Consider the following 25706-nt stretch of genomic DNA (forward strand, 5'->3'; position numbering starts at 1 on the left):
TTCGGATGGAATCGGCGCGCGGTGTCCCTGCAGGTTTGGGTAGAGGTTCCTCTCGTGAAGAGACACGAAGCCTACATTTTGGTTATGGCCACATGTGTGCTTTCTGCAAACATAAACAGGCCGTCTCCTGGAGGAGGCGGCCTTTACGTGTGGATGGACTTATTTCAGCGAGTAGCCGCCGTCGATGACGAGTTCGGCACCGATCATGTACGACGAGACGTCGGAGGCGAGGAAGCGGACGGCGTTGGCAATTTCGTCCGGGTCGGCGTAGGAGCCGCGTGGAGATTCTTTCGATGCTTTCTCCAGTGCTTCTTCGCTGCCGTACGCTTTCTTGGAAAGATCCGTAACGGTAGGGCCCGGCGAGATGCAGTTGACGCGGACGCCCTGTCTCGCAAAACGGAGCGACGTGCTCTGGGTCATGGCAACGACCGCTGCTTTCGTTCCGCTGTAGGCAGGAAGCATCGGATTTACTTTGTCGTTCCCGAGAATAGCAGCGTTATTGACGATGTTTCCGGATTTCTGCTTCTGCATCCACTGCAGCGCATACTTCATGTACAGGTAGATTGCTGTCTGGTTCGTGCCGATCAATTTATCCCAGTCTTCTTCACTCACGCGGGCGAGAGGTCCGCCGCCGATGGAAATGACCCCGGCATTGTTGAAGAGGATGTCGATTTGGTCTTCTTCCTTTTCCAATTCTTCGAAGAAACCGGCAATCTGCTCCCGCTCCAGGTTATCGACTTGATGGAAGTGCGCATATCCATCCGCTTCTGATTCGACGTTTTTTCCTTTATCTTCATCGCGTCCCGTAAAATGAACGCGGGCTCCTCTAGCTGCAAACTGCTTCACGACGGCAGCTCCGATCCCGGACGTACCGCCGTTCACAATAACCACTTTTCCTTCGAAATTTTCCATGTTCCTTCAGCCTCCTTGATTGGTTTCCCTTTTGTCATAGGTATACACGATTTTTACAAAAGTTAAACATGGGGCTGATTTTTGATGATGAATAGGAATGGATCAAGGCTCATCGCGGAAGGACGTGGCTTTAGCTGCTGCTTGGGAAGGTGGGCTTGTTCTTGCCTGAAAACGACCGCTTTCCCACGAACAGGCGCTGCTCATTTTTCATCCACGGAAAAGAACCGCCGGCGGACTGCCGGCGGTTCATTCTTCTTTTCTTATCAAGCTGAACGTCAGCGGTGATCGATTTTTTCCGGGTAGAGGTCGTGCTGCAGGAGCCGCTGCTCGGCCATCTTCTCGTACTTCGTGCCGGGACGGCCGTAGTTCGTGTAGGGATCGATGGAGATGCCGCCGCGCGGGGTGAATTTGCCGAGCACTTCGATATAGCGCGGATCCATCAGTTCGATGAGGTCGTTCATGATCGTATTCATGCAGTCCTCATGAAAGTCGCCGTGGTTGCGGAAGCTGAACAGATACAGCTTCAGCGATTTGCTCTCCACCATCTTCACATCCGGAATGTAGCTGATGTAGATTGTGGCAAAATCCGGCTGGCCGGTTTTCGGGCAGAGGCTGGTGAACTCCGGGCAGTTGAATTTTACAAAATAATCCCGGTAGGTGTGGCGGTTCTCAAAGGATTCGAGGATGGAAGGGTCGTATTCCATTTTATATTCCACGTTCATGTTTCCGAGCAGGTCTACTTCTTCTTCACGGTTATGGGCCATTGACAGTCGTTCCTTTCTTCTTTTCAGGATGCCTTTATCATACACAATCCCAGCAGGGGAGAGCAATGGGATGCCCTCCGCGAGAGCTGCGGATATTTTTTCAGCGCAGAAAGTATAGTAAAGTGGAAGGAACAAACCAAGACAGGGAGGAAAACAAATGAATGTCGGTCGGAATGACAAGTGTCCGTGCGGAAGCGGTAAAAAATATAAAAAGTGCTGTGGGCAGTCCAATGTGACGGCCTTTAGCCAGAACGTAGTAAAGCAGGAGGTGGATCAGGCGTTTGGCCGTTTGATGGACGAAGGGATATCGAACAACCAGAAGGTGAAGCGGCTGATCGCGCAGGAGGGAGACAGCGATAAAACGATGGTAAGGCTGGAGCTGGAAGTCATCGGCTCGATGCTGCTGGATCCGGTAAAGGGAAATGCAGAAATGAAGGATTTTGTTTCCAGGGAGAAAAAACAGCAGATCCGGCCTCAGGTGAAAGCAGCACTGGAACAGTGGACGAACACGGAGCCGGGACTGTTTGAAATCACAAAGCCTTCGATAGAGACCGGCTTTCCCTGGGAAGCGAGGAATCTGTACACCGGGGAAACCTTCCCCGTGAGAGCAGCGGAAGAGGACCAGGCAGGAGAGTGGGAAGACATGACGTTCTATCAATTCGGCTTTCCGCTGTCCTATGGAACGAGTTACATGATTCATCCTCCGGATCTGGCATTGACAGAAAGAGGGAGAGATCACTTCATCCAGAAAGTGGACGAGAGAAAGGTCCCTGCGGACGTCACGTTCCACGAAGATTTTTTTTCGTGGATCAATGTATATGAACGTTTGTTTTTAGAGGGAGACACACTGGAGCAGGAGGAATACTTCGACCCGATCCCCCTTCCCCCTGAGGATAAAGGCGTATGGGACATGGTGGAAACATCCCTGCTGCAGGAAGGAGCTGGCAGCGAGGTCCTGGCGAACTTGAAATTCCTCTGGGAACGATATCTGCTGGAGCAGAAACCGAGGATTCCGAAACCCGAAGTTCCCGCAGCTGCGCTGGAGTACTTCTTCCGTCATCATGATGCGTTCGGGTGGAACGGCAGGCCGATGACACAGAAAGAAGCTGCGCAAAAGTACGGAGTAAGTCCCGGCAGCGTGTCAAACCGGGCCATGGCATTGGAAAGCCAGCTTTTCTCTATTTTCTTTGATGCGTGGGAGACAGAAGATCAAATGGGAGAGCCAGCCCTCCGTGAGTCGGACAACTTGTTACGCTGGACCAATTCCTCCGTCGAGATAGAGATGGAGAAACGTCTGTACCAAATCGTCGTTCTGATGACGAGAGAGGGACTTCCGGATACAGATGCAACCTTCAACGATTTGTATCATCGATTGGATGCGTTGTTCGAAGCAAAAACAGCTGCGGAAAAGGCACAGATGATGGTCTACGATGGATACGAACAAGATAATCCCGAGGAGCGGATTCGGACAGCGGAGAACGCCATGAAGATCGACCCCTCCTGCGGGGACGCCTATACACTTCGCGCAACCGCGTACGAACCGGGCGAGACGAAGCTCAACGACCTGCTGAAAGCGGTGAACATGCATCTTCGCAGCGGCATTCTACTGCGGGTAGAGGAGGTAGAAGAAGCATGGCATGATCCCATCAGCCGGCCGTACTTGAGGGCAGAATATCTGCTGGCTGAGACGTATGCCGCGCTTGGAGACGTCGAACAAGCGGCGAAAGAGCTGGAAGAACTGCTCCAGCATACCCCGGAAGACATCCAGGGAGCGAGGTATCTGCTCGGAGCCTGCTATGCCAGACTGGGGCGAGCGGAGGATCTCGACCATCTGCTGGAAAGTTTTGAAACATCCGGATCAGACGATACCTGGTTTGACTATACGCTCCTGCTGCACCAGGTGATGACATCGACGAAATCTCCCGGCCAGGAAGAGAAGATGATGATACAATTCAGCATGATGGATGCGGTGGAAAGCAATCCGCACATCGCGAAAATGCTCGCATCTGGTGATATCGACCAGCAGGCGCCGACGTATCATCAGGCAGGCTCCTATGAAGAGGCACAGTGGTATCTGTCGCTGTATCGGCAGGCGTGGGCACCTTACCAGCAGCTGTTGCACGAACTTTATGAAGGTCTATCGGACCTCCCGTAGGCATCCCGGAGGGGGGAGGGCATTTTCGCGTGAGCCGGAGCCCTCTCTGCCCGCTCTTCTGTTCCTGACGAGCCGTCGGTGTGCGGCCAGGGCGCCCGTTGCAATCCGGCGTCGGGTATGGTACGTTGATACAAATGAGAAACGGGGGACGAAAGCATGATTCTGTATCGCGCGCAGCAACAGCATAAGCTCTGTTTTTTTCCGCGTGCCGAGCAGTAATCAGAGGCTCCCGGAAAAGAACAGAGCGTCTTCACGCATACCGCAGTATTGGCTCTACGGGGACCGGTGCGGTTTTTTTGTGTTCTTAAGATAGTAGAGAATGTCCTGGCAGGAAGACGGCGCCTCGTACGCTGCGCGGGAAGAATGAAGAACTGTTCTTCCCTGGAGAAGCCTGCAGCGTCGCCGCACGCCGTTCCGACCAAAAGGCGCTTTGCGCTTTGGTTCTGTTCAAATTCAACTAATAGAAAGAAGGCTGCAATATGGAAGAAAAGATTCTGCGGGTCAGCCCGTCGTATGAAGCACAGTACCGGGACGGCTATCCGCTTGTCATGGAGGAGGCGCTCACGAACCCAGGCGCCCTGAAAGAGGAAGGGGAAGTATTCCGTCTGGAAACGAAGGGCGGCGATTTTCTTGGCCGCGGGTATCACGGACGTCAGAACAAAGGGCTCGGCTGGATCGTGACGACGAAAGAAACGGAAACGATCGACGAACGGCTGATTCAGAAGCGGCTGATCGTCGCGCTCGGCCGGCGGGGACATTTCTTCGGCCAGGAAGAGACGAACCTGTTCCGCCTGTTCAACGGGGAAGGGGACGGCTTCGGTGGTGTCCTCATCGACTACTACGACCGCTGGTATGTCATCCAGTTTTACAGCCGCGGCGCGTATGCGTTCAAAGATGTATTTGTCGAGGCGATCCTGCAGAACACCGATGCCATCGGGGTGTATGAGAAGAAACGATTCAGCGACGGTGGCGCATACGTCGCCGATGATGATTTCGTGACGGGCACCCCGGCACCGGAGCCGCTTCCGGTGAAAGAAAACGGCATGACGTTCGCCTCGTATTTGAACGACGGCGCGATGACGGGCATCTTTCTCGACCAGCGGGACGTCCGGAGAAAAGTCCGGGATGAGCTTGCAGACGGCAGAAACGTCCTGAACACATTTTCGTATACGGGGGCGTTCTCTGTCGCAGCAGCGCTCGGCGGTGCGGCGACGACCAACATTGACGCGGCGAACCGGAGCAGGGAAAAGACGATCGAGCAGTTCCGCATGAACGGCGTTGATCCGGCTGCGCACGACATTATTGTCGATGACGTCTTCCAATACTTGAAAAGGTCAGCGAAGCGGGAGAAGCGCTGGGATCTCGTCATCCTCGATCCACCCAGCTTCGCGAGAACGAAGCAGACGACGTTTAAAGCATCCAAGGACTATCCATCCCTGCTTGTATCTGCAGCAGCCGTCACCGAAACCGGCGGCTATATTCTGGCCTCGACGAACCACGGCGGCATGACGCACGGGCGGTTCCGGAAATTCATCAAACAGGCGGCAGCCGAAGCCGACTGCACGTTCAAGGTGGAATCGGTCTGGTCGGTGCCGGAGGATGTCGTCCAGGACGACAAGTACCCGGAAGGCAGCTACTTGAAAGTGTATCTCATCAAAAAGATAGCCGAAGGAGGAGCTTCACATGAGTGAACACCACACCCACTTTATTAAACATATCGTCACAGAGGACATGGAGAGCGGCGCTTACGACAGCATCACGACCCGTTTTCCGCCCGAGCCGAACGGCTACTTGCACATTGGCCATGCGAAGTCGATCGTGCTCAACTTCGAGCTGGCGGATGAATTCGGCGGCACGACAAACCTCCGTTTTGACGATACGAATCCGTTGAAAGAGGATAAAGAGTATGTCGATGCGATCAAAGAAGACATCGAGTGGCTTGGCTATGAGCCGGAGAACCTCCGTTTTGCTTCCAATTATTTTGAAGAGATGTACAACCAGGCCGTCAGTCTGATCAAGCGCGGGCTTGCCTACGTGGAAGACTTGTCGCAGGACGAAGTACGGGAGCTGCGGGGGACACTGACCGAACCCGGAAAGGAAAGCCCGGCGCGGAACCGGAGTGTAGAGGAGAACCTCGAGCTGTTCGAACAGATGCGCAGCGGCGCCTTTGCTGACGGAGAAAAAACGCTGCGGGCCAAGATTGATATGAGCTCGCCGAACATCAATCTGCGGGACCCGGTGCTGTACCGGATTTCCCACACGGATCATCATAATACGGGAAGCGACTGGTGCATTTATCCGATGTACTCGTTTGCCCATCCGTTGGAAGATGCGATCGAAGGCGTCACCCATTCGCTCTGTACGCTGGAGTTCGAGGATCAGCGTCCCCTGTACGACTGGGTGATCGCCAAAGCGGATCTTGCCTCCGAGCCGAAACAGATTGAATTCGCGCGGCTGAACTTGACGAACACCGTCATGAGCAAGCGGAAGCTGAAGCAGCTCGTCGACGAAGCGTTCGTCGACGGCTGGGACGACCCGCGGATGCCGACGATTTCCGGCCTGCGCCGCCGCGGCTTTACGCCGGAATCGATCAAGCAGTTCTGCCGGGAGATCGGGGTTTCGAAAGCCGATAACCTCGTCGATGTCCGGATGCTGGAGCACTTCCTGCGGGAGGACTTGAAACTGAAGGCACCACGGACGATGGCGGTGCTGGATCCGGTGAAAGTCATTATTACGAACTATCCGGAAGGAGAAACCGAGTGGCTTCCGGCAGAAGTAAATCCGGAGAATGAGGAGATGGGTACCCGGCAGATTCCATTTTCCCGTGAGATTTACATCGAGCGGGAAGATTTTATGGAAGACCCGCCGAAAAAATATTTCCGGCTGTTCCCGAACAATGAGGTGCGCATCAAGCACGCATACTTTATCCACTGCCACGATTTCAAAAAAGATGAGAACGGACGGGTGACTGAGCTGTACTGCACCTATGATCCGGAGACGAAGTCCGGATCCGGTTTTGATGCACGGAAGGTGAAGGGCACGCTTCACTATGTAGAAGCCGGACATGCGGTGCCGGCGGAATTCCGTCTGTACGAGCGGCTGATTGATGATGAAGCCGAAGGGGATAACTTCCTGGACTTCGTCAACAGCGAGTCGCTGACGGTCAAGCACGGCTTTGTGGAGCCGAACATGGCAGATGTCACTGCCTACGACAAGTTCCAGTTCTTCCGCCACGGCTACTTCAGCGTCGACCCGAAAGACAGCAGCCCAGGTGCGCCGGTGTTCAACCGGGTGGTCGAGCTGAAAAGCTCGTTTAAGCTGAAGTAAAGGCCGGCCGGATGAAGGAAGAACAGCGTACGACCGATTCCAGCTATATTCAGCAGCACCTGGCGAATGAGCGGACGTTTCTCGCCTGGGTGCGGACGGCGCTGACGATGAAGGGGATCGGCTTTCTCGTCTTCAGTCTCGAGCTGATGATCTCGGGGCAATCTGTCTCCACAGCAGCGCAGCTCGTAAGTGCCGTGTCCTTCGTGGCCGGCCTGACGATTCTCTCCGCAGGCACGCTGCTGTATTTCCGCAGCAAAAAGACCATCAACGACCAGCTGTACCGGGCTGCTTCCACGACCGTCGTACTGACGGCGGTCCTTGTAGCGGTCGTGCTCACCGTCATCTTTCTCTATGCCCTCACGGTCGGATCGGGCCGCCTGTAATACAACGCTGTCCGGGACGAAGGACGCAGGCGCGCGTGTCGTCTGCTCGATATCAGCCTGACCGTCTCCCGTTTGGAGGCGGTTTTTGGCGTGCTCGGCGTTCTCACGCAGAGCGCTGCTGCTTTGGTAAGATGAAAGATAGAAAAGAAGCGCGTTTTGTGGAAAACAGTTGCCTTTTCATGCAGGAAAAAAGTTTTATATATGCTGAAATGCAGTAGTATTTTCTGTGTTTTTAGGGAAAAGGATAACATCACAAACCAGGATGTTGGGACATTTTCATCCGTTCAATACTCTGTTGGACAGGATCAGGACCGGAAGTCGGAGGAGATGGCTTATGGAGAACTATCGTGCCCCGTTTATACAGCTGTTTACGGAGAAGGACACCGTGCATATGATGAGCCTGGCGGCCACGGCCCATGCCGCCGTAGTCACTGCTTTTCTTTTCTTTGACTTCGCTGTGCTCGCCGCCATCAATTTGCTAAGTGCGCTCGTCCTGCTGGGAGTGCGAATGACTGGACTGGTGTACAGGCCGGCTGCTTCCTTTCTTATTCTTTACGGATCGACGCTCGTTCACGTGGGGATTGGCTCTGTGATCCTCGGTTGGGAAATTGGCCTGTATTTTTTTCTCATCCTTTTTCCGATTGTCGGTTTTCTGCTGCTGCAGCCGCGCCAGTTAATCTGGATGCTCGCGACGAGTGCCTTCTCTTTTATCCTGCTTTACCTGTTCACGGCAGGTCAGCCATCGCCGCTTCCTGCACCGGTCCATGGCTTCTTCTACCTCTTCAATGCAGGCATGGTGGTGTCGGCCATCGTTCGTGTGATTATGCTGTCTACCAGAGTGAACCAAGATAGGATGGGGACGATCCAAAACCAGGCGGACATCGATTCCCTGACCGGTCTGCTGAACCGAAGAGCACTGCTCGATCAGGTGGCTCTGCTCACGGAGGAAGCGCACGTGATGCTGGTGGATCTGGACAATTTCAAACGGATCAACGACCGTTTCGGGCACAGTACGGGGGATATGGTGCTGAAGGATTTCGGTCGTCTGCTTCAACAGCTTCCGGATGATATCCAGGCTGCCCGCTGGGGCGGAGAAGAATTCCTTCTGATTCTTCCCGGACAAACCAGGGCGGAAACGACAGCGTGGTTCGACTCTCTGCTCGAAGGGTTCCAGGAAATGGAGGCCTCCTACCAGAACTGTCCGGGTATCCAGTTCAGCTTCACCGCAGGGGCGGCCGATGTCGGAGCTTCCTTCGATCGAGCTGTTTCCCGTGCAGATGAACTGCTGTATCAAGCAAAAACGGCAGGGAAAGGCCGGCTGCTCCGGGACGGAGAAGCAGCGGAGCCATCGGCACAGTACCGGTCATAAGGCACGCGGATGACCTGCCGGCAGCGGACAAGCTGCCTCGGGAAAGCGAACATCGACGCGGGCGGCACGGTGAGAGTCCCTTAGAGACGAGGCTGGAGAAGAAATTCCAACGAAGGAACCAGGCTTCCGATGATCCGAAATGGATCGTCGGAAGCCTTTCATATGTAGAGAAACATAGTTTCAGGTCAGTCACTGCACTACATGGCTGCAGAGCAGAGAAGGGGAGGCCCGAGATGGCAGCTCGAGAGGCGTAAGGAGAAAGGAAAGGGCCGGCTATTGGCTCAAATGCAGAACAGAAGCGTCCCGAAGCGGCAGGGGGAGCGTCTCTAATCGGGAAGAGAGTGGCTCAAAAAGAGGGGAGTGGCTCAAAACATCGGCCGAGCGACCCGATAGAGGACCTCGACCCGCTCGCTTTCGAAGCGGAAGCGTCGCCTTTTTCACCGAAAGCGACGCGCTTTTCGCATGATAAAAATGTATAAGTTTTCATACAGTGTGACGGCGGCTCCATGCGCTGCTCGGGAAGAAACAAAGAACGTTTTCTTCCCTCAAAAAGCTTGCAGCGCTTCCGCACGCCGTTCCGACCAAAAGGCGCTTTGCGCTTTTGTTCGAGGTTGGTTCATACAGGCGACGTGCAGACATTTTTTCACACGGGCAGTATACGTTCTTATACAGGGGGACGCGGCTTTGTCGGCTGCGCGGGAAGAAGGAAAACCGCTTTCTTCCCTTCAAAAACCAGCAGCGACGCTGCATCCCCGTTCTGACCATTAGGCGCTCTAAGCTTTTGTCCATAGAATACGGCTCCTCCCGACAGCTGCCTTGACTGTATCTCCTGCCGCCTCCCGCGGCTGTAGAAAAAAACAATAAAAAAGCCGGCAGCCAAAGCATTGTGTGCTTTGGCTGCCGGGCTTCCAATGGAATGGATTAGTTGCTGTTCAGTGCTTCGACGATTTTATCCGCCGTGCTCTGGCTGGACATTGGGTTCTGTCCTGTGACAAGGCGGCCGTCGCGGACGGAGAAGTCTGTCCAGTTATCCCCGCGGACGAATTCGGCTCCTTTTTCACGGAGCGTGGATTCGAGCAGGAATGGCACCGCGCTTTCCAGTCCCATGTCTTTTTCTTCCTCATCGGTAAAGGCATTGACCTTCTTATCTTTCACGAGCGGTGTCCCGTCCGACAGAGTAACATGAACGAGGGACGTCGGACCGTGGCAGACAGAGCCGACGACAGCACCGTTTTCATAGTGATCTTTAATCAGCTTCTGCAGCATCAGGCTGTCCGGGAAGTCGAAGACCGTTCCGTGTCCACCCGGCAGAAATACGGCATCGTAGCCGGCTTTTACATCGTCTTCCGACAGTTTTTCGGTATTCGCAAGCTTTGCCTGCGCTTCCTGCCATTCTACTTTTTCTTCTTCAGGCAGGCTGTTCGGGTCGAGCGGCACTTGACCGCCTTCCATGCTGCGCACCGTGACATCATAGCCCTGCTGGACGAATGTGACGTAAGGTGCGGCGAATTCTTCGAGCCACAGGCCTGTATCATTTTCTGCGATTTTATCTGCGCTTGTTACGACAATCAGTACGTTTTTACTCATCATGATTCCTCCTCTAATCGTTCGTTACGGTTACAGAAAGTAAGTTTCCCGGATTGTCCGCCGGCTAAACATCCGCGAGCATCCAGCGGCTCAGCTGCCCGACATGAGCTTCGAGCGAATCTACTTTTGGCCGGCCTGCGGGGTAGTCGAACAGAGTAAGTTCGGTGCACGCGAGGAGAAGGCAGTCCGCGTCAGACGCAGCCACCATCCGGTGAAGGTGATCCTGTGCCTGCGGACGAACGATGCCGGCTGCGAGTTCCTCGAAAATGGTGTCCTGGAGCCACTGCTGGTCGTTCTCAGTAGGAAGCAGCGGCATCATTCCCCTCTGCTCCAGCGGGCGGGTGAAGAGCGGGGACTGCATCGTATAGGCCGTGCCGAGAAGGAGCGGCTTCCTGGTTCCGGCCGGCAGTGCCTCCAGCACGGCATCGACAATGGAGAGGAGCGGGACGTCGAGCTGCTCCTGCACCCCGTCTGCTGCGAGATGGGCGGTGTTGGAACAGAGCGCGACCGCCTCAGCGCCTGCCGCCTCCAGCCTCCGGGCACAACCGCCGAGAAGGTCGGCAGCCCCCGTCCAGTCTGCCTGATCTTGAAGACCGATCAGCGCCGGGAAATCGACGGTATCGAGCAGGAGTGGTGCCGGGGTGAGCGGGCCATGCGCCGCGGCTGCTTCTTCATGAAGGCGCCGGTAGTAGATCAGGGTTGTCTCCCAGCTCATGCCGCCGACGAGTCCGAGCCGCCTCACTGCTGTTCCCGGGCGTAAGACTTGAGTGCGCGGATGATATCCTGCTCGTAGGCTTCGCTGACAAAGTCGATGCCGTACTGGAACTGCTCCCCTTTGACGGCTTTCCAGACGATTCTGCCTACAGGCTCGATCACCATGCCGGCCAGTTCAAAGGAAAAGGTGAGGTGGTAATCAGAGTCAGGCAGGTTCAGTCCGGTCCGCATCCGCATGCCGCCCGGGCTGAGGTCTTCTAATACCCCTTTTCCTTTTTTGGACTCGCGGGATTCGCCCTGCACCCGGCTGATATAGAACGTCGTATCAATCGGAAGGCCGAACGTGTAGCGGAGAGGTTCCTTACGTCGTCGTGAGCTCATCGGTTCGTCTCCTTTCCATGCTGAAACTAGACAGTAGTATGCGTGGCAGTGTCGAATTCGTTCCGGATTTCCTGCCGAATATCGTCGTTTGCCAGAATATCAGCAGCGGTGCCGGCCAGCGTGCGGACACCGAGCAGCATGCCGTCAAAGCCTTCGCGGCTCAATGCTGCATCGCGGAAGCCGGTCGTGTGGGCCGTGATCGGCATGCGTGAAATGCGGATGTATGGGTGAATGGCTGGACAGCGCTGGCTGACGTTCCCCATATCAATCGAGCCCGATCCGCCGTCCTGTTCATGGATTTCCTCCGGTCTGACTCCCTGCTGCTGCAGATGCTTCGTAAAGAGAGTGGAGAGCGTCCGGTTCGTCTGCATGTCATCGTAGGAATATTCATAGTTGCGGATCTCGAGTTCTGCTCCGGTGGCCGTTGCTGCTGCCCGGGCACAGTTTTTCACTTTTTCCGTTACTGGATTCAGCCCGTCTCTCGTTGCTGCACGCACGTAGAACTGGGCTGACGCGAAGGCGGGTACGACGTTGGCGGCCGAGCCTCCGTTTGGAATGACGCCGTGCATGCGCACGTCCGGCGTCACATGCTGACGCAGCGCGTTGACCGCGTTGAACGTCTGGATGACGGCATCGAGGGCATTGATGCCTTCTTCTGGAGCGGCAGCAGCGTGCGAGGTCCTCCCGTGAAACGAAAATTCGACGGCATCCATCGCGAGGGAGGAACCACTTTGGACAAAAGCAGAAGATGGATGGGCCATCATGGCAGCATCGAGATGATCGAACATGCCATCCTCTGCCATCGTTACTTTGGCCCCGTTCGTTTCTTCTGCCGGTGTTCCGTATACATACACGGCGCCGCCGGTCTCCTCCAGCAGGGACGAAGCAGCAATGGCTGCCGCTGCTCCCTGGGTGCCGATCAAGTGGTGGCCGCAGGCATGGCCGATCTCTGGAAGCGCATCGTATTCGCACATGAATCCGACGGCAGCGCCCGGCCGGCCGGAATCTTTTACAGCGGTAAAAGCGGTCTCCGGCTGCCCTTCGACCTCGGTGTGCACCGAAAAGCCATGGTCGCGGAGCAGAGAGACGAGAGCTTCCTGAGCGAGAAACTCCTCGCCGCCGAGCTCGGGATTTGCTCCAATATACTGACTCACCTCGTACAGGCGTGGTTCAAGTTCCTCTGTTACTTCCTGAATCTGTTTTTCATACATGACGATATCCTCCCTCTTTCTCCGGCGGTGCCGGCAGTTCCTGCTGGTTTCTACTTTACCGCAGGCAGATGGGAGCAACAAGGGAAGTCTGCCCATATGGAAAGAATCGGGGTAATTTTCTGCAGATAATGGTATAATAATAAAAGTAAGAAAAATCCGAATTTTACTGCATCGGAGGCGGTGTACATGCTGAAAAATTATCCTGTTTCTTCATTTTATGATGAAATGATGAAGGAAGCCGGTCAAGCGAGACCCCACTATGAGAAATTCCACCGGCTGCTCCATTCCATGGAGATGAAAGAGCTCCACGAGAAACATGAAACAGCCCAGCTGAGCTTCCTGCGGCAGGGAATCACGTTCACGGTCTACCATGAAGAAGGCGGTACGGAACGGACGATGCCGTTTGACTTTGTACCGATCATTATTCCTGACGAAGACTGGGAACGGATTGAGGCTGGCATTAAGCAGCGTGTCCGCGCCCTGAACCACTTCCTGGAGGATGTATACCAGGAGAGAGAAATCATCCATGACCGCATCGTTCCGCGGGAGGTAGTGGAAAACAACCAGTACTTTTACGAGCAGCAGGCTTCCGGCCTGAAGCTGCCGCACAATAACCATATTTTTCTTGCCGGGATCGACCTGATTCGGGATAACGAAGGGACCTACCGGGTGCTGGAAGACAATCTACGGAATCCATCCGGTCTCTCCTACGTGTTTCAGAACCGTTTTGTGATGCGGAAAGTATTCCCGGAACTGTTTTTTGAACACGATATCTGGACCCTCGAACATCAGATGAGCCGTTTACATCAGGCGCTGTTAAGCCACGTGCCGGTACATGCACCGAACCCGGACAACCCGACTGCCGTGCTGCTGACGGCAGGGATGTATAATTCTGCCTACTACGATCATGTGTTTCTGGCCCAGCAGATGGGAATCGAACTTGTTGAAGGGCAGGATCTGCTGGTGAAAGACGATGTTGTCTTCATGAAAACGGTCCGCGGCCTGAAGCGGGTAGACATCATCTACCGGCGCATTGACGATGATTTTCTTGATCCGGAAGTTTTCAGTCCCGATTCCGAAATCGGCGTCGCCGGCCTTATGCGGGCGGTGGAGAAAGGCAATGCCGCGGTACTCAATGCCGTCGGAAACGGCGTCGCGGATGACAAAGAGATTTATGCCTACGTGCCGGAAATGATCCGCTATTACCTCGGCGAGGATCCGCTCATCCCGAATGTGGATACGTACTTCCTCCGGGATAAAGAGACGAGAGACGATGTGCTGCAGCGGCTTGATGAGCTCGTCATTAAAAACGTCGGTGCTTCCGGCGGTTATGACATGCTGATCGGACCCCAGTCGACGGCCGAGCAGCGGGAGCAGTTCCGGCGCCAGATTGAAGCGAAGCCGGAACAGTATATTGCCCAGCCGACCATCCAGCTCTCCCGGGCGCCTGCCTTTCAGCAGCAGCGGTTTTATCCGTGCCACGTGGACCTGCGCGTATATGCGGTCGGATCAGACGATATTCACGTTCTTCCGGGAGGACTGTCCCGCGTAGCGCTGAAGGAAGGGTCCCTGGTCGTCAACTCGTCGCAGGGCGGCGGGGGCAAAGACACCTGGGTCATGAGAAGGGGGGGACCGCAGCATGCTGAGTAGAACGGCCGCAGGGCTTTTCTGGATGTCGAGGAACATCGAACGGGCGGAGAGCAACGCCCGGACGCTGGAATCAAGGCTGATCAATGCACTGGAGTCCCCGGAGTACAGTACGGGTGCTGTCCGGGACTGGGAAGCCGTCCTGGAAATATGTGCAGGAGTGACGGAGTACCGTGCTTTCTACGAGGATTGTACAGCGGAATCGGTCGCCTCCTATATCACGTTTGATGACCGCAACATTAATTCGATCACCAACTGCCTCGGCTATGCCCGGCAGAATGCGAGAGCGACACGGGACGTGCTGCCGGAAGAATTGTGGCAGCTCCTCAATGAGCGCTACCTCGCGATACAGGAATTCAACGGCACGTGGACGGTGCAGGAAGTGCATCGGTTCCTGCGGGAAGTAAAACAGCTGTCGTATACGATTCAAGGAATCATTGAGTCCTCCATGCTTCGGGAGGAATCGTATCATTTTATCAAAATCGGGAAGTGGCTCGAACGGGCGGAGAAAACAGCCCGCGTGCTCAACGTGGTCTGTGAGAAGACGATGGAGTCGGAAGATGAACTGCACGCCGACTATTATTACTGGCTGAGTGCCCTGCAGTTTTTGAACGGCTACGATGCCTACCTGAAGCGCTTCCCGCCGACGATGGAGCCGCAGTACGTGCTCCCGTTCCTTCTTTCTTATGAGCAATTCCCACGTTCGATTGAATACTGCATGGAACACGTCAGAGAAGCGGTACTGAAGCTGGAGCACGGCCAGGTCTCCCATTATTCCGAGGATTTGTTTTTCGCGCTGGACCGGGTGATGGACGACTTCGTGAAAATCAAGTTCCGCAAGCGGACCGCGCGGGAAATCGGCCCGTTCCTGGATGACTTCCAGAACAGCTGCGGCAGAATCGGCTCCGTATTTGCTTCGACGTATTATTTGTACTAAGGAGGAGTCTGCATCATGAAATACAGAATTGAACACATCAACGACTTTACGTATGACACCTGCGTCGATCAGAGCCTGAACCATATCAGACTGAAGCCGCGGACCGATGAATGCCAGCGGCTGCTCTCCTACAGCCCGGAGATTACGCCGGTGACACTGACGAAGGAACACACCGATATCTGGGGGAACACCGTGGAGAGTTTCTTTATCGCGGAACCGCACAGCCGGCTGCAGGTCAAAACGACCTCCTATGTCAGCATCCAGAAGAGTCCGTTTATCCGGATGGTTGCCTTTACGCCGGAAATGGATACGATTTTCCGTTCCGAACTGTTCCGATCCCATTATCTCTCCTTCCTGTCGGAAACCCCGCCGACGCATCTGCGGCAGGACCAGGTGGACTACGTGCTCCGGGAGCTGGGGGACCTGTCGAATCCGGTGGACTGTGTGCTCCGCGTGATGGATTTCGTCTATAACCGCTTCACGTACGATCCCGAAGCAACCGGTGTGCACACCGGGGGAACGGAATCGTTCGATCTGGAGCGGGGAGTCTGTCAGGATTACGCCAATGTGATGATTGCCATTCTGCGGGCAAAAGGAATCCCGTCCCGCTACGTGAGCGGCTATCTCTACGTAGGAGAAGACTCCGCGCTGATCGGGGATGCAGCAACACACGCCTGGGTGGAAGTCATGATCCCGGGCATCGGCTGGGTCGGCCTGGATCCGACCAACAACGTGGAAGCGCTCGAGCAGCACATCCGCGTCGGCGTAGGCCGGGACTATAACGACACGAGTCCGGTGCAGGGCGTCTACCGCGGCGGCAGTCAGCGGCTGGAAGTGAAAGTGAGCGTGCAGCTTTTGGAGCATCATGAATATCCGGAAATGTCTCTCAGGGACTAGCTATTTCGATGATCAAAAGATATAATCGGGAAAGCGGTTTCTTCAGACAGAAACCTCGAAAATGGATACTGTCTATGAGAAAATAGGCAGAATGATGATCATTGAACGAGGGATGAGACATGACTATGGGTGTTATTGATAACGTCACGCCATTTATGACTTTTTCAAGAAAAGAATGGGCCGCGCTCCGCGAATCTTATTCGATGAAAGTAACGCAGGAGGAGATTGAGCAGCTGAAAGGACTCAACGATGTGCTCAACATGGATGAGATTGCCGACATCTACCTCCCGCTCACGAGGCTGATCCATCTTCATACGATGGCTTCCCAGGAGCTTTACCGGAGCCGCTCGATTTTCCTGCAGAAACAGGAAAAGAAAGTGCCCTATATTATCGGTATTGCCGGCAGTGTCGCTGTCGGCAAAAGTACGCTTGCTCGTGTGCTGCGGACCCTGCTGTCCCGGTGGGAGGAGCATCCGAACGTGGATCTCGTCACGACCGACGGCTTTCTATACAGCAACGAGGAGCTGGAAGAGCGGGGCATCATGAACAAAAAAGGCTTCCCGGAAAGCTATAACGTGCAGAAACTGCTCCGCTTCCTTGCGGATGTGAAATCCGGCAAGCCGCAGGTCGAAGCACCGCTCTATTCGCACATCACGTACGATGTACTCGAAGAGACGCAGGTCGTGGAACAGCCGGACATTGTCATTATCGAAGGCATCAACGTGCTGCAGCCGCCGAGGCACGCCCACGACCAGGAGGAGGAAGAGGTATCGGTTTCGGATTACTTCGATTTCTCGATCTACGTGGATGCCGATGAGGCCGATGTGTTCCGCTGGTACGTCGAGCGGTTCAAAACACTCCGTAGTACAGCGTTCCGAAACCCTGCCTCGTACTTTAATAAGTATGCGGATCTCTCGGATGAGGAGGCGGAATCGTTTGCGGAAGGGATCTGGAACCGGATCAACCATCCGAACCTCATCTACAACATCCGTCCGACGAAAAATCGGGCTGATTTAATTCTGCGCAAAGGGCCCCATCACTTGGTCAACCAGATCAAAATGCGTAAAATATAGCGCAGGAGGGATACTATGACGAAAAAAATCATTCATACCAATCAGGCACCGGAAGCCATCGGGCCTTATTCCCAGGCAGTAGAGGTGAACGGGTTCGTCTATACGTCCGGTCAGATCGGCCTCGATCCGGCCACCGGCCATCTGGTGGAAGGCGGCGTGGAAGCCCAGGCACACCAAGTCATGAAAAATGTCCAGTCGATCCTCGAAGCAGCAGGAACGGACATGGACGGCATCGTCAAAGCACTCATCTTCTTAAAAGAAATGGATGACTTTGCACTCGTCAACGACATCTATGCTTCGTATCTGCAGGAACCGTATCCGGCACGCAGTGCCATCGAGATTTCGAAAATGCCGAAAGGGGCACTCGTCGAGGTAGAGGTTGTCGCAGCAACATAACGAATACATTGGAGAAAGCTCTATCGTTCATCGATGGAGCTTTTTCTTTTTGGCTTAAAAGAAGTAGAAACGTTGATGAGGGTGTCCCGGGAGCGTCAATGCATCGTTGTCTTCGTTAACAATACTGAGTGTGGTGGTATCTTATGCAGCGCCGCCTCGGGCCGGCGCTGGTATGTGCTCCTTTCGAGCAGAAGGGAAGGGAGAAGGTGCCTGCGGCGTCGTGGCGAAGTTTCGGCGTGAGTCGACAGGGTTCACGGCATACCTCGACGTACCTCTCGCCTCGTATGGCGGGGTAGAAGCCGTTTGGCGCGCTTTTTCTCCGGGGCGACGGGCTTTTGGCTTGGGGCGTCGAGGTTGTAGGGACCTGTCGACATGCTTTGCCTGTCGAGTCGTCACGGTTTATCCCGGACCTGGATCAGGGGCCTTCGGGGAGAAGCAGCCGAAGACAGAAAAACCCCCGCGCCGGAGCTGATGCTGGCGCGGGGGACGATCACCCAATCAATGGGAAACGAACAATCGATTAAAAGAGGAGATGGGCAATACCGACAATGATCGGCAGAGAAATCAGGGTACGCTGGAGGAAGATAACGAACATCGCTCCGAACGAGACCGGAATTTTCGATGCGAGCAGCACCCCGCCGACTTCTGATAGGAAAATGAGCTGCGTCACGGAGACGCTGGCGATGATGAAACGGGTCATCTCACTTTCAATGCCAGCTGCAAAAATAGCAGGCAGGAACATATCAGCAAAGCCGACGAGCAGCGTCGCCGAAGCTTCGGCTGCTTCCGGCACCGCCATGAGCTGCAGCAGCGGCACAAACGGAGCTCCGAGCCACGTGAAAAACGCTGTCTCTTCCGCGATAATGACGGCAATCGTACCGAAGGCCATCACGACGGGGGTAACCGCGAGCCACAAGTCACCGACCGTTTTCGCTCCTTGCGTGAAGAACGCCTTCACACTGCTGTTCTGCGCGGCGCGTTTCGCTGCTTCATCAAAGCCGTACCGGACCACGGCGAACGATTTCCCGCGGTATGCTTCCGGAACAGACTCATCTTTCAGTTGAGCTGTCCCATCGTAATAGATGTCCTTTTTCCAAGACAGCGGCGGAATCCGCGGCATGATCAGCGCCGTGATAAAACCAGCGATAATAACCGTGCCGTAGAACTGCAGGAACATGTGCTCCAGCTCGACCTGCGCTATCACGACAAGGGCGAAGGTGATGGAGACAACCGAGAAGGTCGTCCCGATGACGGCCGCTTCGCGCTGCGTATAGTGGCCGTCTTCGTACTGCTTGTTCGTCAGGATAACCCCGACGGTCCCATCCCCGAGCCACGACGTCAGCGAGTCGATCGAAGAACGTCCCGGCAGGGTGAACAGCGGGCGCATCACTTTTGTCAGCAGACCGCTGAAGAACTCGAGCAGGCCGAAATTCAGCAGCAGCGGCAGGAAAAAGCCGGCAAAGAAAAAGATGGTAAACAAGGTCGGCAGCAGGTCGTCGAGCAGCAGGCCGCCGACAAACGGATCCCAGAGAAACGCAGGACCGAGTTCAAAGTAGACGAGAACGGTCAGGACAGCAGCGACGAGACGGACGACAAACCAGAATAAAGATACATCGAACAGGCTTCTGGCAAATTCATATTGATCCAGCGCGTGCGGACGGAATCCCTTCTGAATCAATGTACCGAGAAAGCTGATCCAGATGAGAATCACGATGATCGGCTGAATCGCCGCACCGAGTACATCCTGCATCAAATCAGAGAGAACAGCTACTGGTATGGTAAAGCCGTCTTCCACTGGAATCGGTGTCATGAAAAGCGCGACACCGATCAGGGAGAAGACGATAAAGGCAAGTGGTGAACGGTTGGACATGCCTGGCACCCCCGAGAACGAATTATATTTATTCACAAGCGTTAATTTTAATCGAGAGGCAGAAGAAAATCAATAGCGCATCAGCTGCGGAGGTCGCGTTCTTTTTCCTCCCGCATGACTTTGACGAAACGGTTCGTTTCGGCAACGACGACACCGGTCAGACCGAGAAGGCCGATCAGGTTCGGAATCGCCATGAGGCCGTTCATCACGTCTGCGATTCCCCATACGAGGTCGAGTTCAACAACGGCACCGACAAAGATCGCAGCGACGAAGGCAACACGGTAGAACGGAATGGCCTTCTCACTGAAAATATAGCCGAAACATTTCTCCCCGTAATAGGACCAGCCGAGGATCGTCGAGAAAGCAAAGAAGACGATCCCGATCGAGACGATCATTCCTCCGAACCCGCTCAAGAAGAACTCAAACGTGGCGGAGGTGAGGGCAGAACCGTCTTCGCCGCCGATGTACATGTCACCCATAACGATGACGATACCGGTGATTGAACAGACGATGATGGTATCGATAAACACCTGTGTCATGGATACGAGTGCCTGACGTCCCGGATAGTCCGTCCGGGCAGCAGCAGCTGCAATCGGGGCAGAACCGAGGCCGGCTTCGTTCGAGAAGACCCCGCGTGCTACACCCCAGCGGATCACGGCACCGACAGCACCACCGGCGACGGCCTGACCAGTAAAGGCATCAGTAAAGATGAAAGCGACTGCACCAGGAACGAGTTCCCAGTTAAGGATCATGATCAGGATCCCTGCGGCCACGTAGAACAAAGCCATGAACGGAACGATGAAGGCCGTCACCCGGCCGATCGCCCGGATGCCGCCGATGATGACGAGTCCGGCTGCAAACGTCAGGATGAGTCCGGTGATCCAGAGCGGCACGTCGAAAGCTTCATCGAGCGCAAGGGAGACGGAGTTGGACTGCACCATGTTGCCGATACCGAACGCGGCGAATGCACCGAAAAAAGCAAACAGCACCGCCAGCCATTTCAGCCCGAGGCCTTTTTCAATATAATACATCGGGCCGCCGGAGAACTGGCCTTTGCTGTTTTTCTCACGGTATTTGACCGCGAGAATCGCCTCGGCATATTTTGTGGCCATGCCAAAAAGCGCACTGATCCACATCCAGAATACCGCACCTGGACCCCCGAGCACGACGGCTGTTGCCACACCGGCAATGTTACCGGTACCAATGGTCGCCGCCAGCGCGGTCGTCAGTGCTTCAAAGTGACTGATGTCTCCTTCTGATTTTTTGTCCTGTCTGCTGGGGCTGAACGCCAGCTTGAGTCCGTAAAAGAGGGACCGGAATTGAAGAAACCCTAGTCGGACGGTTAAGTATAAGCCGGTACCGAGAATCAGTACGAGCGTCGGTATCCCCCAGACGACGTCACTGATGGCACCAATGATGTTCATGAGCTGTTCCTGCATGTTTGTTCCCCCTCTTTCTTTCTATATTTTGTATGTGCCTACTCTTTCATTATATTCAGAAAACAAAAAATAGAAAGAAAAAATTTCAAATTTTCGTCACAAATTTCAACGACCCCCAAAGAAAAAAGGCTGATGACGGGGATGAGAGGATACAGATATTTCTTTATAAATGGCTATGTTATCGTGCGTTGTTGATTTCATCCGCTTTCGGCGGACGCTTGCTCAGGGGCTTGTCCTCCACAATCTTTCGCGAAGCGAAGGAGGATGTGCGGACGGCGCGTATCCCTTGAGCGTCGCCGCCTATCGCTGCTTTCATCAAATAACAACATCAAGCTTGAACAGAGACACTCACGCAACCTCACTGCACCATGATAGATGAACACTCCTATGTTCTATTTTCAAGGCAGCTTTAAATAAAGCTCTGTTCTTGTTTATTGTTGATAATGACAGAAAACGCCGCTGCAACTCGGCAGGCTTGCCGTGGAGGAAATCTCCAGCTTCCTCGGTCTCACGCCCTGCGGGATCTTCCGATCTCCTTCTTCCACAGGCGTCCGCCGGTCTTCGCTGCGTCTTTTTGAAAGAAAAGAAACTTCTATTAAACGAAGCAGGCCCAGGCTCTTTTTCGAGACGCCTGCGGATAAAGAAAGCGTGACGATCATCCCGGACGAAAGGAAGGGACAGCGGAAGGATTTCTCCGCGGCAAGCGAAGAAAAAGGAGCCGCAGGCGTCCTTTTTATATCAACACCAGCCTTTAATTGAGCTTTATAAATAAGCGGGGGATGAGGGAGGCAATGTCTACCTGCGGGGCGAAAATGAGGATGAACGGCCGCCGCCTTTCCCCCTTTCGAGCAGCAGTGGAACGGTGCTCGATGGCCAGAGGGAGCGGTCGTGGCTCCATGACAGAAGGAAAGCGTCCTGGATGCAAGGAGAAAGCAGCTCAAAGGAGTCATTATCTGGCTCAAAGAGAGATGCGAGACTCAAAAGAAGCGGCAGACAAGCCACTTTTTCTTCGCTTCGTAAGAAAGCATAAAATGTCCTGCCGGGTGGAAGGCGGATTCCTGCGCCGCTTGGATGCTTGATTACTAAAAAAGGCTGCCCCCATCGGATGGAGGCAGCCTTTTCGCTGCAGGACTCTATCTTATGACTGCAGTATTTGCCTCCTCTGCTCGAGACCGGTCTGCAGAAGCTCTGCCGTCGTCCACTCCGCCGACAGGCTGCCGTACGAATAGAGCCGGTGAGGCGGCGGGCGTTAGGCCCACTCCCCGTTTCGGAAGACCGGCTCGGACGTGCCGTCTTCGTAAACGCCGTCGATGTCCATGTTTTCAGAACCTATCATGAAATCCACGTGCGTGATGCTGATGTTCAGCCCGGCTTCCTTCAGTTCTTCGCTTGTCATGTCCGCGCCGCCTTTTACACACGTAGCATAGGCAGAGCCGAGGGCGATATGGTTGGAAGCGTTCTCGTCGTAGAGCGTGTTGTAAAACAGAGTGCCGCTCTGGGAAATAGGCGAGCTGTGCGGGACGAGTGCCACTTCTCCAAGACGACGGGCACCGTTATCGGTATCAAGCAGGTTTTTCAGCGTTTCTTCTCCCTGCCCTGCGGAGAAATCAACGACGCTGCCGTTTTCAAACGTCAGCTGGAAGTCGTCAATGATGTTGCCGCCGTAGTTGAGCGGCTTCGTGTTGGTGACGGTACCGTGGACACCGTCTGCCTGTGGAGCAGTAAAGACTTCCTCGGTCGGCATGTTGGCGACGAAGTGCACGCCGTCTTTGCTCGGTCCGCCTCCGCCCATCCAGACATGCTGGTCCGGCAGTTCAATCGTCAAATCTGTTCCCGGAGCCCGGTAGTGCAGCTTCTTGTAGCCTTTGTCTGTCAGCTCACGGGCTTTGGACTGCAGCAGCTCGTCGTGCTCTTTCCACGCCTGCACCGGATCTGCTTCGTTGATGCGGACGGCTTCAAAAATGGCCTCCCACAGCTTCTCCACTTGTTTCTCAGCAGGCTCATCCGGGAACACTTTCGCTGCCCAGGCATCGGATGGCGCAGAGATGACAAGCCAGCTGACTTTGTCCGACTGAATGTAGCTGCGGAACGTGTTCATCGCCTGACCGGATGCTTTGTTCGCTTCGGAGATCTTCTCTCCATCCACGCCTTGGAGCAGGTCCGGGTCGGTCGACTTGATCGTCATAAACGCAGCGCCTTCCTCGGCCAGCTGTTCAAATCCGCGCGCTTTCCACTCGGGAAACTTCTTGAACGTCTCCAGCGGTGCTTCATCGTATTTCATCCGTGCGAGCACATCATCGTTCCATTCCACATGGACATTGTGTGCGCCGGCTTCGTATGCTTTCCGGGCTGTGCGGCGGACGAAGTCAACGGCGTCGATCGGTGCATTGAGGACGAGCGTCTGTCCTTCTTGGATGTTGACGCCGACTTTCACCGCCAGTTCTGCATATTGGTCGAGTTTTTCTTCAAATCCCTTCATCGTATAAGCAGCTCCTTTTGTTATCAGTCTCGGTTTCCATCTTTCATTTTAACAGGTTTGAGCCCCTCTTGGTAATTCGGAAAACGAAGATTAAAAGAGAGCAGAAGAGGGAAAAGGATATAGGATATGCAGCGGTTTGGGAAAGCCCTGCTTTTGTCAAAAAACATGTAATTCTGCCGGCACATTTGGCTCTGTGCCAGCTGTATCCGTATAATGGCTGTAAAAGCCTGAAAAGGACCGATGGAAGATGACGAAGGAAGGGGGCAGTCTATGAAGGAGCTGGTAAGCAAACACCGATTTATGATTCTTTGTCTTCTCCTGCTCTGGGTGAAGACCGTCACCGTGTCCTTCCTCACCTTTGATCTCCTCTTCCAGAACTGGTTCGAAGTGTTGTTATTCAGCATCAACCCGCTTGCCTTTCTGCTGATCGTGTTCAGCGTCGGGCTGCTGCTGCGCCCCTCCTGGCAGCGTCCGTACTTCTTTGCGGTCAGTGCCGTGCTTGCCGGGGTGCTCTATGCCAACACGGTCTACTACCGGGAGTTTGCGGATATGATTACGCTGCCAATGCTGGTTATGAGCGGCAACATGGGCGATCTGAGCACCAGTATTGTTGAACTCGTCCACTGGTGGGACATTATTTTCTTCGCGGACCTGATTGTCATCGGCTGGATGATGGTGAAAAAGCCTGCGTTTCTTACAGTAGAGCAGATTCGTTTTCCAAGGTATAAATGGAGTTATGCAGCTGTCGCCGGGTTCACGGTGCTGGTGATTCTTCTCGGTCAGGTGGAAACGACAGAAGAAGAGACGCCGAACCCACCGTTCGACCGCTCGCACTTGATTAAGAGTCTTGGTATTTATCATTTTTATTTTTATGATGCCTATCTCCAACTGACGACAGGCGCACAGCCGGTCACAGCGGAAAGGGAAGATCTCGACGACACCGAAGCGCACCTGGAAGAATATTCGGTGACGCCGTCGGAGGACATGCACGGAGCAGCAGAGGATAAAAACATCGTCGTTATTTCCCTCGAGTCTGTCGAATCGTTTGCCCTCGAACAGACGGTGGACGGGGAACCGGTCACGCCGTTTTTAAATGAATTGATCGAAGAGAGCTTCTACTTTGATGAATTTTACGACCAGGCCGGGCAGGGGAAAACGTCCGACACCGAGTTCATGATGAACAACTCGCTGTATCCGGTCGGCCGGGGGGCCGTTTTTCATACCCACCCGGACAACGATCTGACACCGCTCCCGCGCGCGCTGAGCGACATGGGGTACTACAATGCCGCTTTCCATGCGAACGACGACACGTTTTACAATCGGGATAACGTCTACCCGCATTTAGGATACGATTACTATTATGACGTTGATTACTACGACGTCACGGACGACAACAGCGTCGGCTGGGGGCTGAAAGACATTCCGTTTTTCGAGCAGTCGATGCCCTACGTGGAAGAGCTCGACGAACCCTTCTATGCCACCTTTTTGACACTGACGAACCATTTTCCGTATGAACTGGATTATCCGGAAGATTACTTCATTCCGGCGGCGGATACAGAAAGTGATATCGTCAACCGGTACTTCCCGGCTGTCCGCTATACGGACGAAGCGGTCAGGCACTTGTTCCAGCAGTTTGAAGAAGCCGGACTATATGAAGATACGATATTCCTGCTTTATGGGGACCATTATGGCATCGCGGAAAGCCACTACGATGAGCTGGCTTCGTTTCTTGGAGAGCCGATCGGTCCTTATGAAACCGTCAAGCTGGACCGGGTTCCTTTCATCGTGCATATTCCCGGTATGGAAGACGAGGCGGAGACGATCAGCACGGTCGGCGGCCATATTGATATGATGCCGACGCTCGAGAACCTGATCGGCGGTACGCCGGAGGATCATGTCATGTTCGGACGGGATTTGTTCTCAGAAGAGCGGGATGACTTTGCTGTTTTGCGGAACGGCAATGTCGTAACGGATGAGATCGTCTACAATGGAGAGCTCTGTTTCGATGCCGAGACCGGCGAGGAGCTTGAAATGTCCGCCTGTCTTGACGATGCGGAGCGGGGGGAGATGGAGCTGGAATATTCCGACGAAATCATTTACGGGGATCTGCTTCGGTTTCTCCACGACTGAGGCAGCCGGCCATGTTTGACGATGGTTTAAAAAGG

General features: G+C 54.4%; 20 protein-coding genes. 11 read left to right on the top strand and 9 right to left on the bottom strand.

Annotated elements, in window-relative coordinates; translation table 11 throughout:
- Positions 1–159: 159 nt before the first annotated feature.
- Together G477_RS0115910 and queF are read right to left on the bottom strand one after the other, a co-directional pair.
- The gene (locus tag G477_RS0115910; RefSeq protein WP_026698758.1) at positions 160–912 is read right to left on the bottom strand and encodes an SDR family NAD(P)-dependent oxidoreductase; all 753 of its coding nucleotides are present in this window, start codon (positions 910–912) and stop codon (positions 160–162) included.
- Between the two features lie 275 nt (positions 913–1187).
- Positions 1188–1676: a preQ(1) synthase gene (queF, locus tag G477_RS0115915; protein ID WP_026698759.1), complete on the bottom strand. Its 489-nt coding sequence runs from the start codon at positions 1674–1676 to the stop codon at positions 1188–1190.
- A 157-nt stretch (positions 1677–1833) separates the two neighbouring features.
- Between queF and G477_RS20680 the strand changes: the two genes are divergently transcribed.
- From G477_RS20680 to G477_RS0115945, 5 genes are all read left to right on the top strand, one after another.
- Positions 1834–3831, top strand: a complete 1998-nt coding sequence (locus G477_RS20680; protein ID WP_026698760.1) for a tetratricopeptide repeat protein — start codon at positions 1834–1836, stop codon at positions 3829–3831.
- A gap of 479 nt (positions 3832–4310) precedes the next feature.
- Positions 4311–5522 carry a class I SAM-dependent rRNA methyltransferase gene (locus tag G477_RS0115930; protein ID WP_026698761.1) on the top strand — a complete coding sequence of 404 codons (1212 nt, stop codon included), beginning with the start codon at positions 4311–4313 and terminating at the stop codon, positions 5520–5522.
- On the top strand, positions 5515–7158 hold the full coding sequence (locus G477_RS0115935; protein WP_026698762.1) for a glutamine--tRNA ligase/YqeY domain fusion protein: 1644 nt from the start codon (positions 5515–5517) through the stop codon (positions 7156–7158). The genes G477_RS0115930 and G477_RS0115935 overlap by 8 nt, the downstream gene beginning before the upstream one ends.
- A gap of 11 nt (positions 7159–7169) precedes the next feature.
- Positions 7170–7541, top strand: coding sequence for a YidH family protein (locus G477_RS19965; RefSeq protein ID WP_035212205.1), 372 nt, complete (start codon positions 7170–7172; stop codon positions 7539–7541).
- 334 nt (positions 7542–7875) lie between these two features.
- Positions 7876–8910: a GGDEF domain-containing protein gene (locus tag G477_RS0115945; RefSeq protein ID WP_026698763.1), complete on the top strand. Its 1035-nt coding sequence runs from the start codon at positions 7876–7878 to the stop codon at positions 8908–8910.
- A gap of 921 nt (positions 8911–9831) precedes the next feature.
- On the opposite strand, the gene G477_RS0115955 is transcribed toward G477_RS0115945, so the two are convergent.
- The 4 genes from G477_RS0115955 to G477_RS0115970 form a co-directional block, all read right to left on the bottom strand.
- The gene (locus G477_RS0115955) at positions 9832–10497 is read right to left on the bottom strand and encodes a type 1 glutamine amidotransferase domain-containing protein (RefSeq protein ID WP_026698764.1); all 666 of its coding nucleotides are present in this window, start codon (positions 10495–10497) and stop codon (positions 9832–9834) included.
- Positions 10498–10561: 64 nt separating this feature from the next.
- Positions 10562–11239, bottom strand: a complete 678-nt coding sequence (locus tag G477_RS19970) for an aspartate/glutamate racemase family protein (protein ID WP_051288134.1) — start codon at positions 11237–11239, stop codon at positions 10562–10564.
- The gene (locus G477_RS19975) at positions 11236–11592 is read right to left on the bottom strand and encodes a PilZ domain-containing protein (protein WP_035212207.1); all 357 of its coding nucleotides are present in this window, start codon (positions 11590–11592) and stop codon (positions 11236–11238) included. Before G477_RS19975 ends, G477_RS19970 begins: the two co-directional genes overlap by 4 nt.
- Before the next feature lie 26 nt (positions 11593–11618).
- Positions 11619–12803, bottom strand: coding sequence for a M20 family metallopeptidase (locus G477_RS0115970; protein ID WP_026698765.1), 1185 nt, complete (start codon positions 12801–12803; stop codon positions 11619–11621).
- A 186-nt stretch (positions 12804–12989) separates the two neighbouring features.
- Between G477_RS0115970 and G477_RS0115975 the strand changes: the two genes are divergently transcribed.
- From G477_RS0115975 to G477_RS0115995, 5 genes are all read left to right on the top strand, one after another.
- The gene (locus G477_RS0115975) at positions 12990–14453 is read left to right on the top strand and encodes a circularly permuted type 2 ATP-grasp protein (protein ID WP_026698766.1); all 1464 of its coding nucleotides are present in this window, start codon (positions 12990–12992) and stop codon (positions 14451–14453) included.
- Positions 14443–15387: an alpha-E domain-containing protein gene (locus tag G477_RS0115980; protein WP_026698899.1), complete on the top strand. Its 945-nt coding sequence runs from the start codon at positions 14443–14445 to the stop codon at positions 15385–15387. The genes G477_RS0115975 and G477_RS0115980 overlap by 11 nt, the downstream gene beginning before the upstream one ends.
- Positions 15388–15402: 15 nt before the next feature.
- A complete protein-coding gene (locus G477_RS0115985; protein ID WP_026698767.1) occupies positions 15403–16284 on the top strand; it encodes a transglutaminase family protein in 882 nt (293 codons plus the stop codon).
- 119 nt (positions 16285–16403) lie between these two features.
- Entirely contained in the window at positions 16404–17357 is a 954-nt protein-coding gene (coaA, locus tag G477_RS0115990) for a type I pantothenate kinase (RefSeq protein ID WP_026698768.1), read from the top strand.
- Between the two features lie 15 nt (positions 17358–17372).
- A complete protein-coding gene (locus tag G477_RS0115995; RefSeq protein WP_026698769.1) occupies positions 17373–17753 on the top strand; it encodes a RidA family protein in 381 nt (126 codons plus the stop codon).
- 520 nt (positions 17754–18273) lie between these two features.
- Here G477_RS0115995 and G477_RS0116000 read toward each other — a convergent pair.
- The 3 genes from G477_RS0116000 to G477_RS0116015 form a co-directional block, all read right to left on the bottom strand.
- Positions 18274–19623 (bottom strand): YjiH family protein, encoded by a 1350-nt coding sequence (locus G477_RS0116000; protein ID WP_026698770.1) that lies wholly within the window; start codon positions 19621–19623, stop codon positions 18274–18276.
- 80 nt (positions 19624–19703) lie between these two features.
- A complete protein-coding gene (locus G477_RS0116005; RefSeq protein ID WP_026698771.1) occupies positions 19704–21062 on the bottom strand; it encodes an alanine/glycine:cation symporter family protein in 1359 nt (452 codons plus the stop codon).
- 1249 nt (positions 21063–22311) lie between these two features.
- Positions 22312–23541, bottom strand: coding sequence for an aminopeptidase (locus tag G477_RS0116015; protein WP_026698773.1), 1230 nt, complete (start codon positions 23539–23541; stop codon positions 22312–22314).
- A gap of 270 nt (positions 23542–23811) precedes the next feature.
- On the opposite strand from G477_RS0116015, the gene G477_RS0116020 reads away from it, so the two are divergent.
- Positions 23812–25671, top strand: a complete 1860-nt coding sequence (locus G477_RS0116020) for an LTA synthase family protein (RefSeq protein WP_026698774.1) — start codon at positions 23812–23814, stop codon at positions 25669–25671.
- Positions 25672–25706 lie beyond the last annotated feature (35 nt).

Origin of the sequence: Alkalicoccus chagannorensis DSM 18086, assembly GCF_000429725.1 — a bacterium.
GTDB lineage: Bacteria > Bacillota > Bacilli > Bacillales > Salisediminibacteriaceae > Alkalicoccus > Alkalicoccus chagannorensis.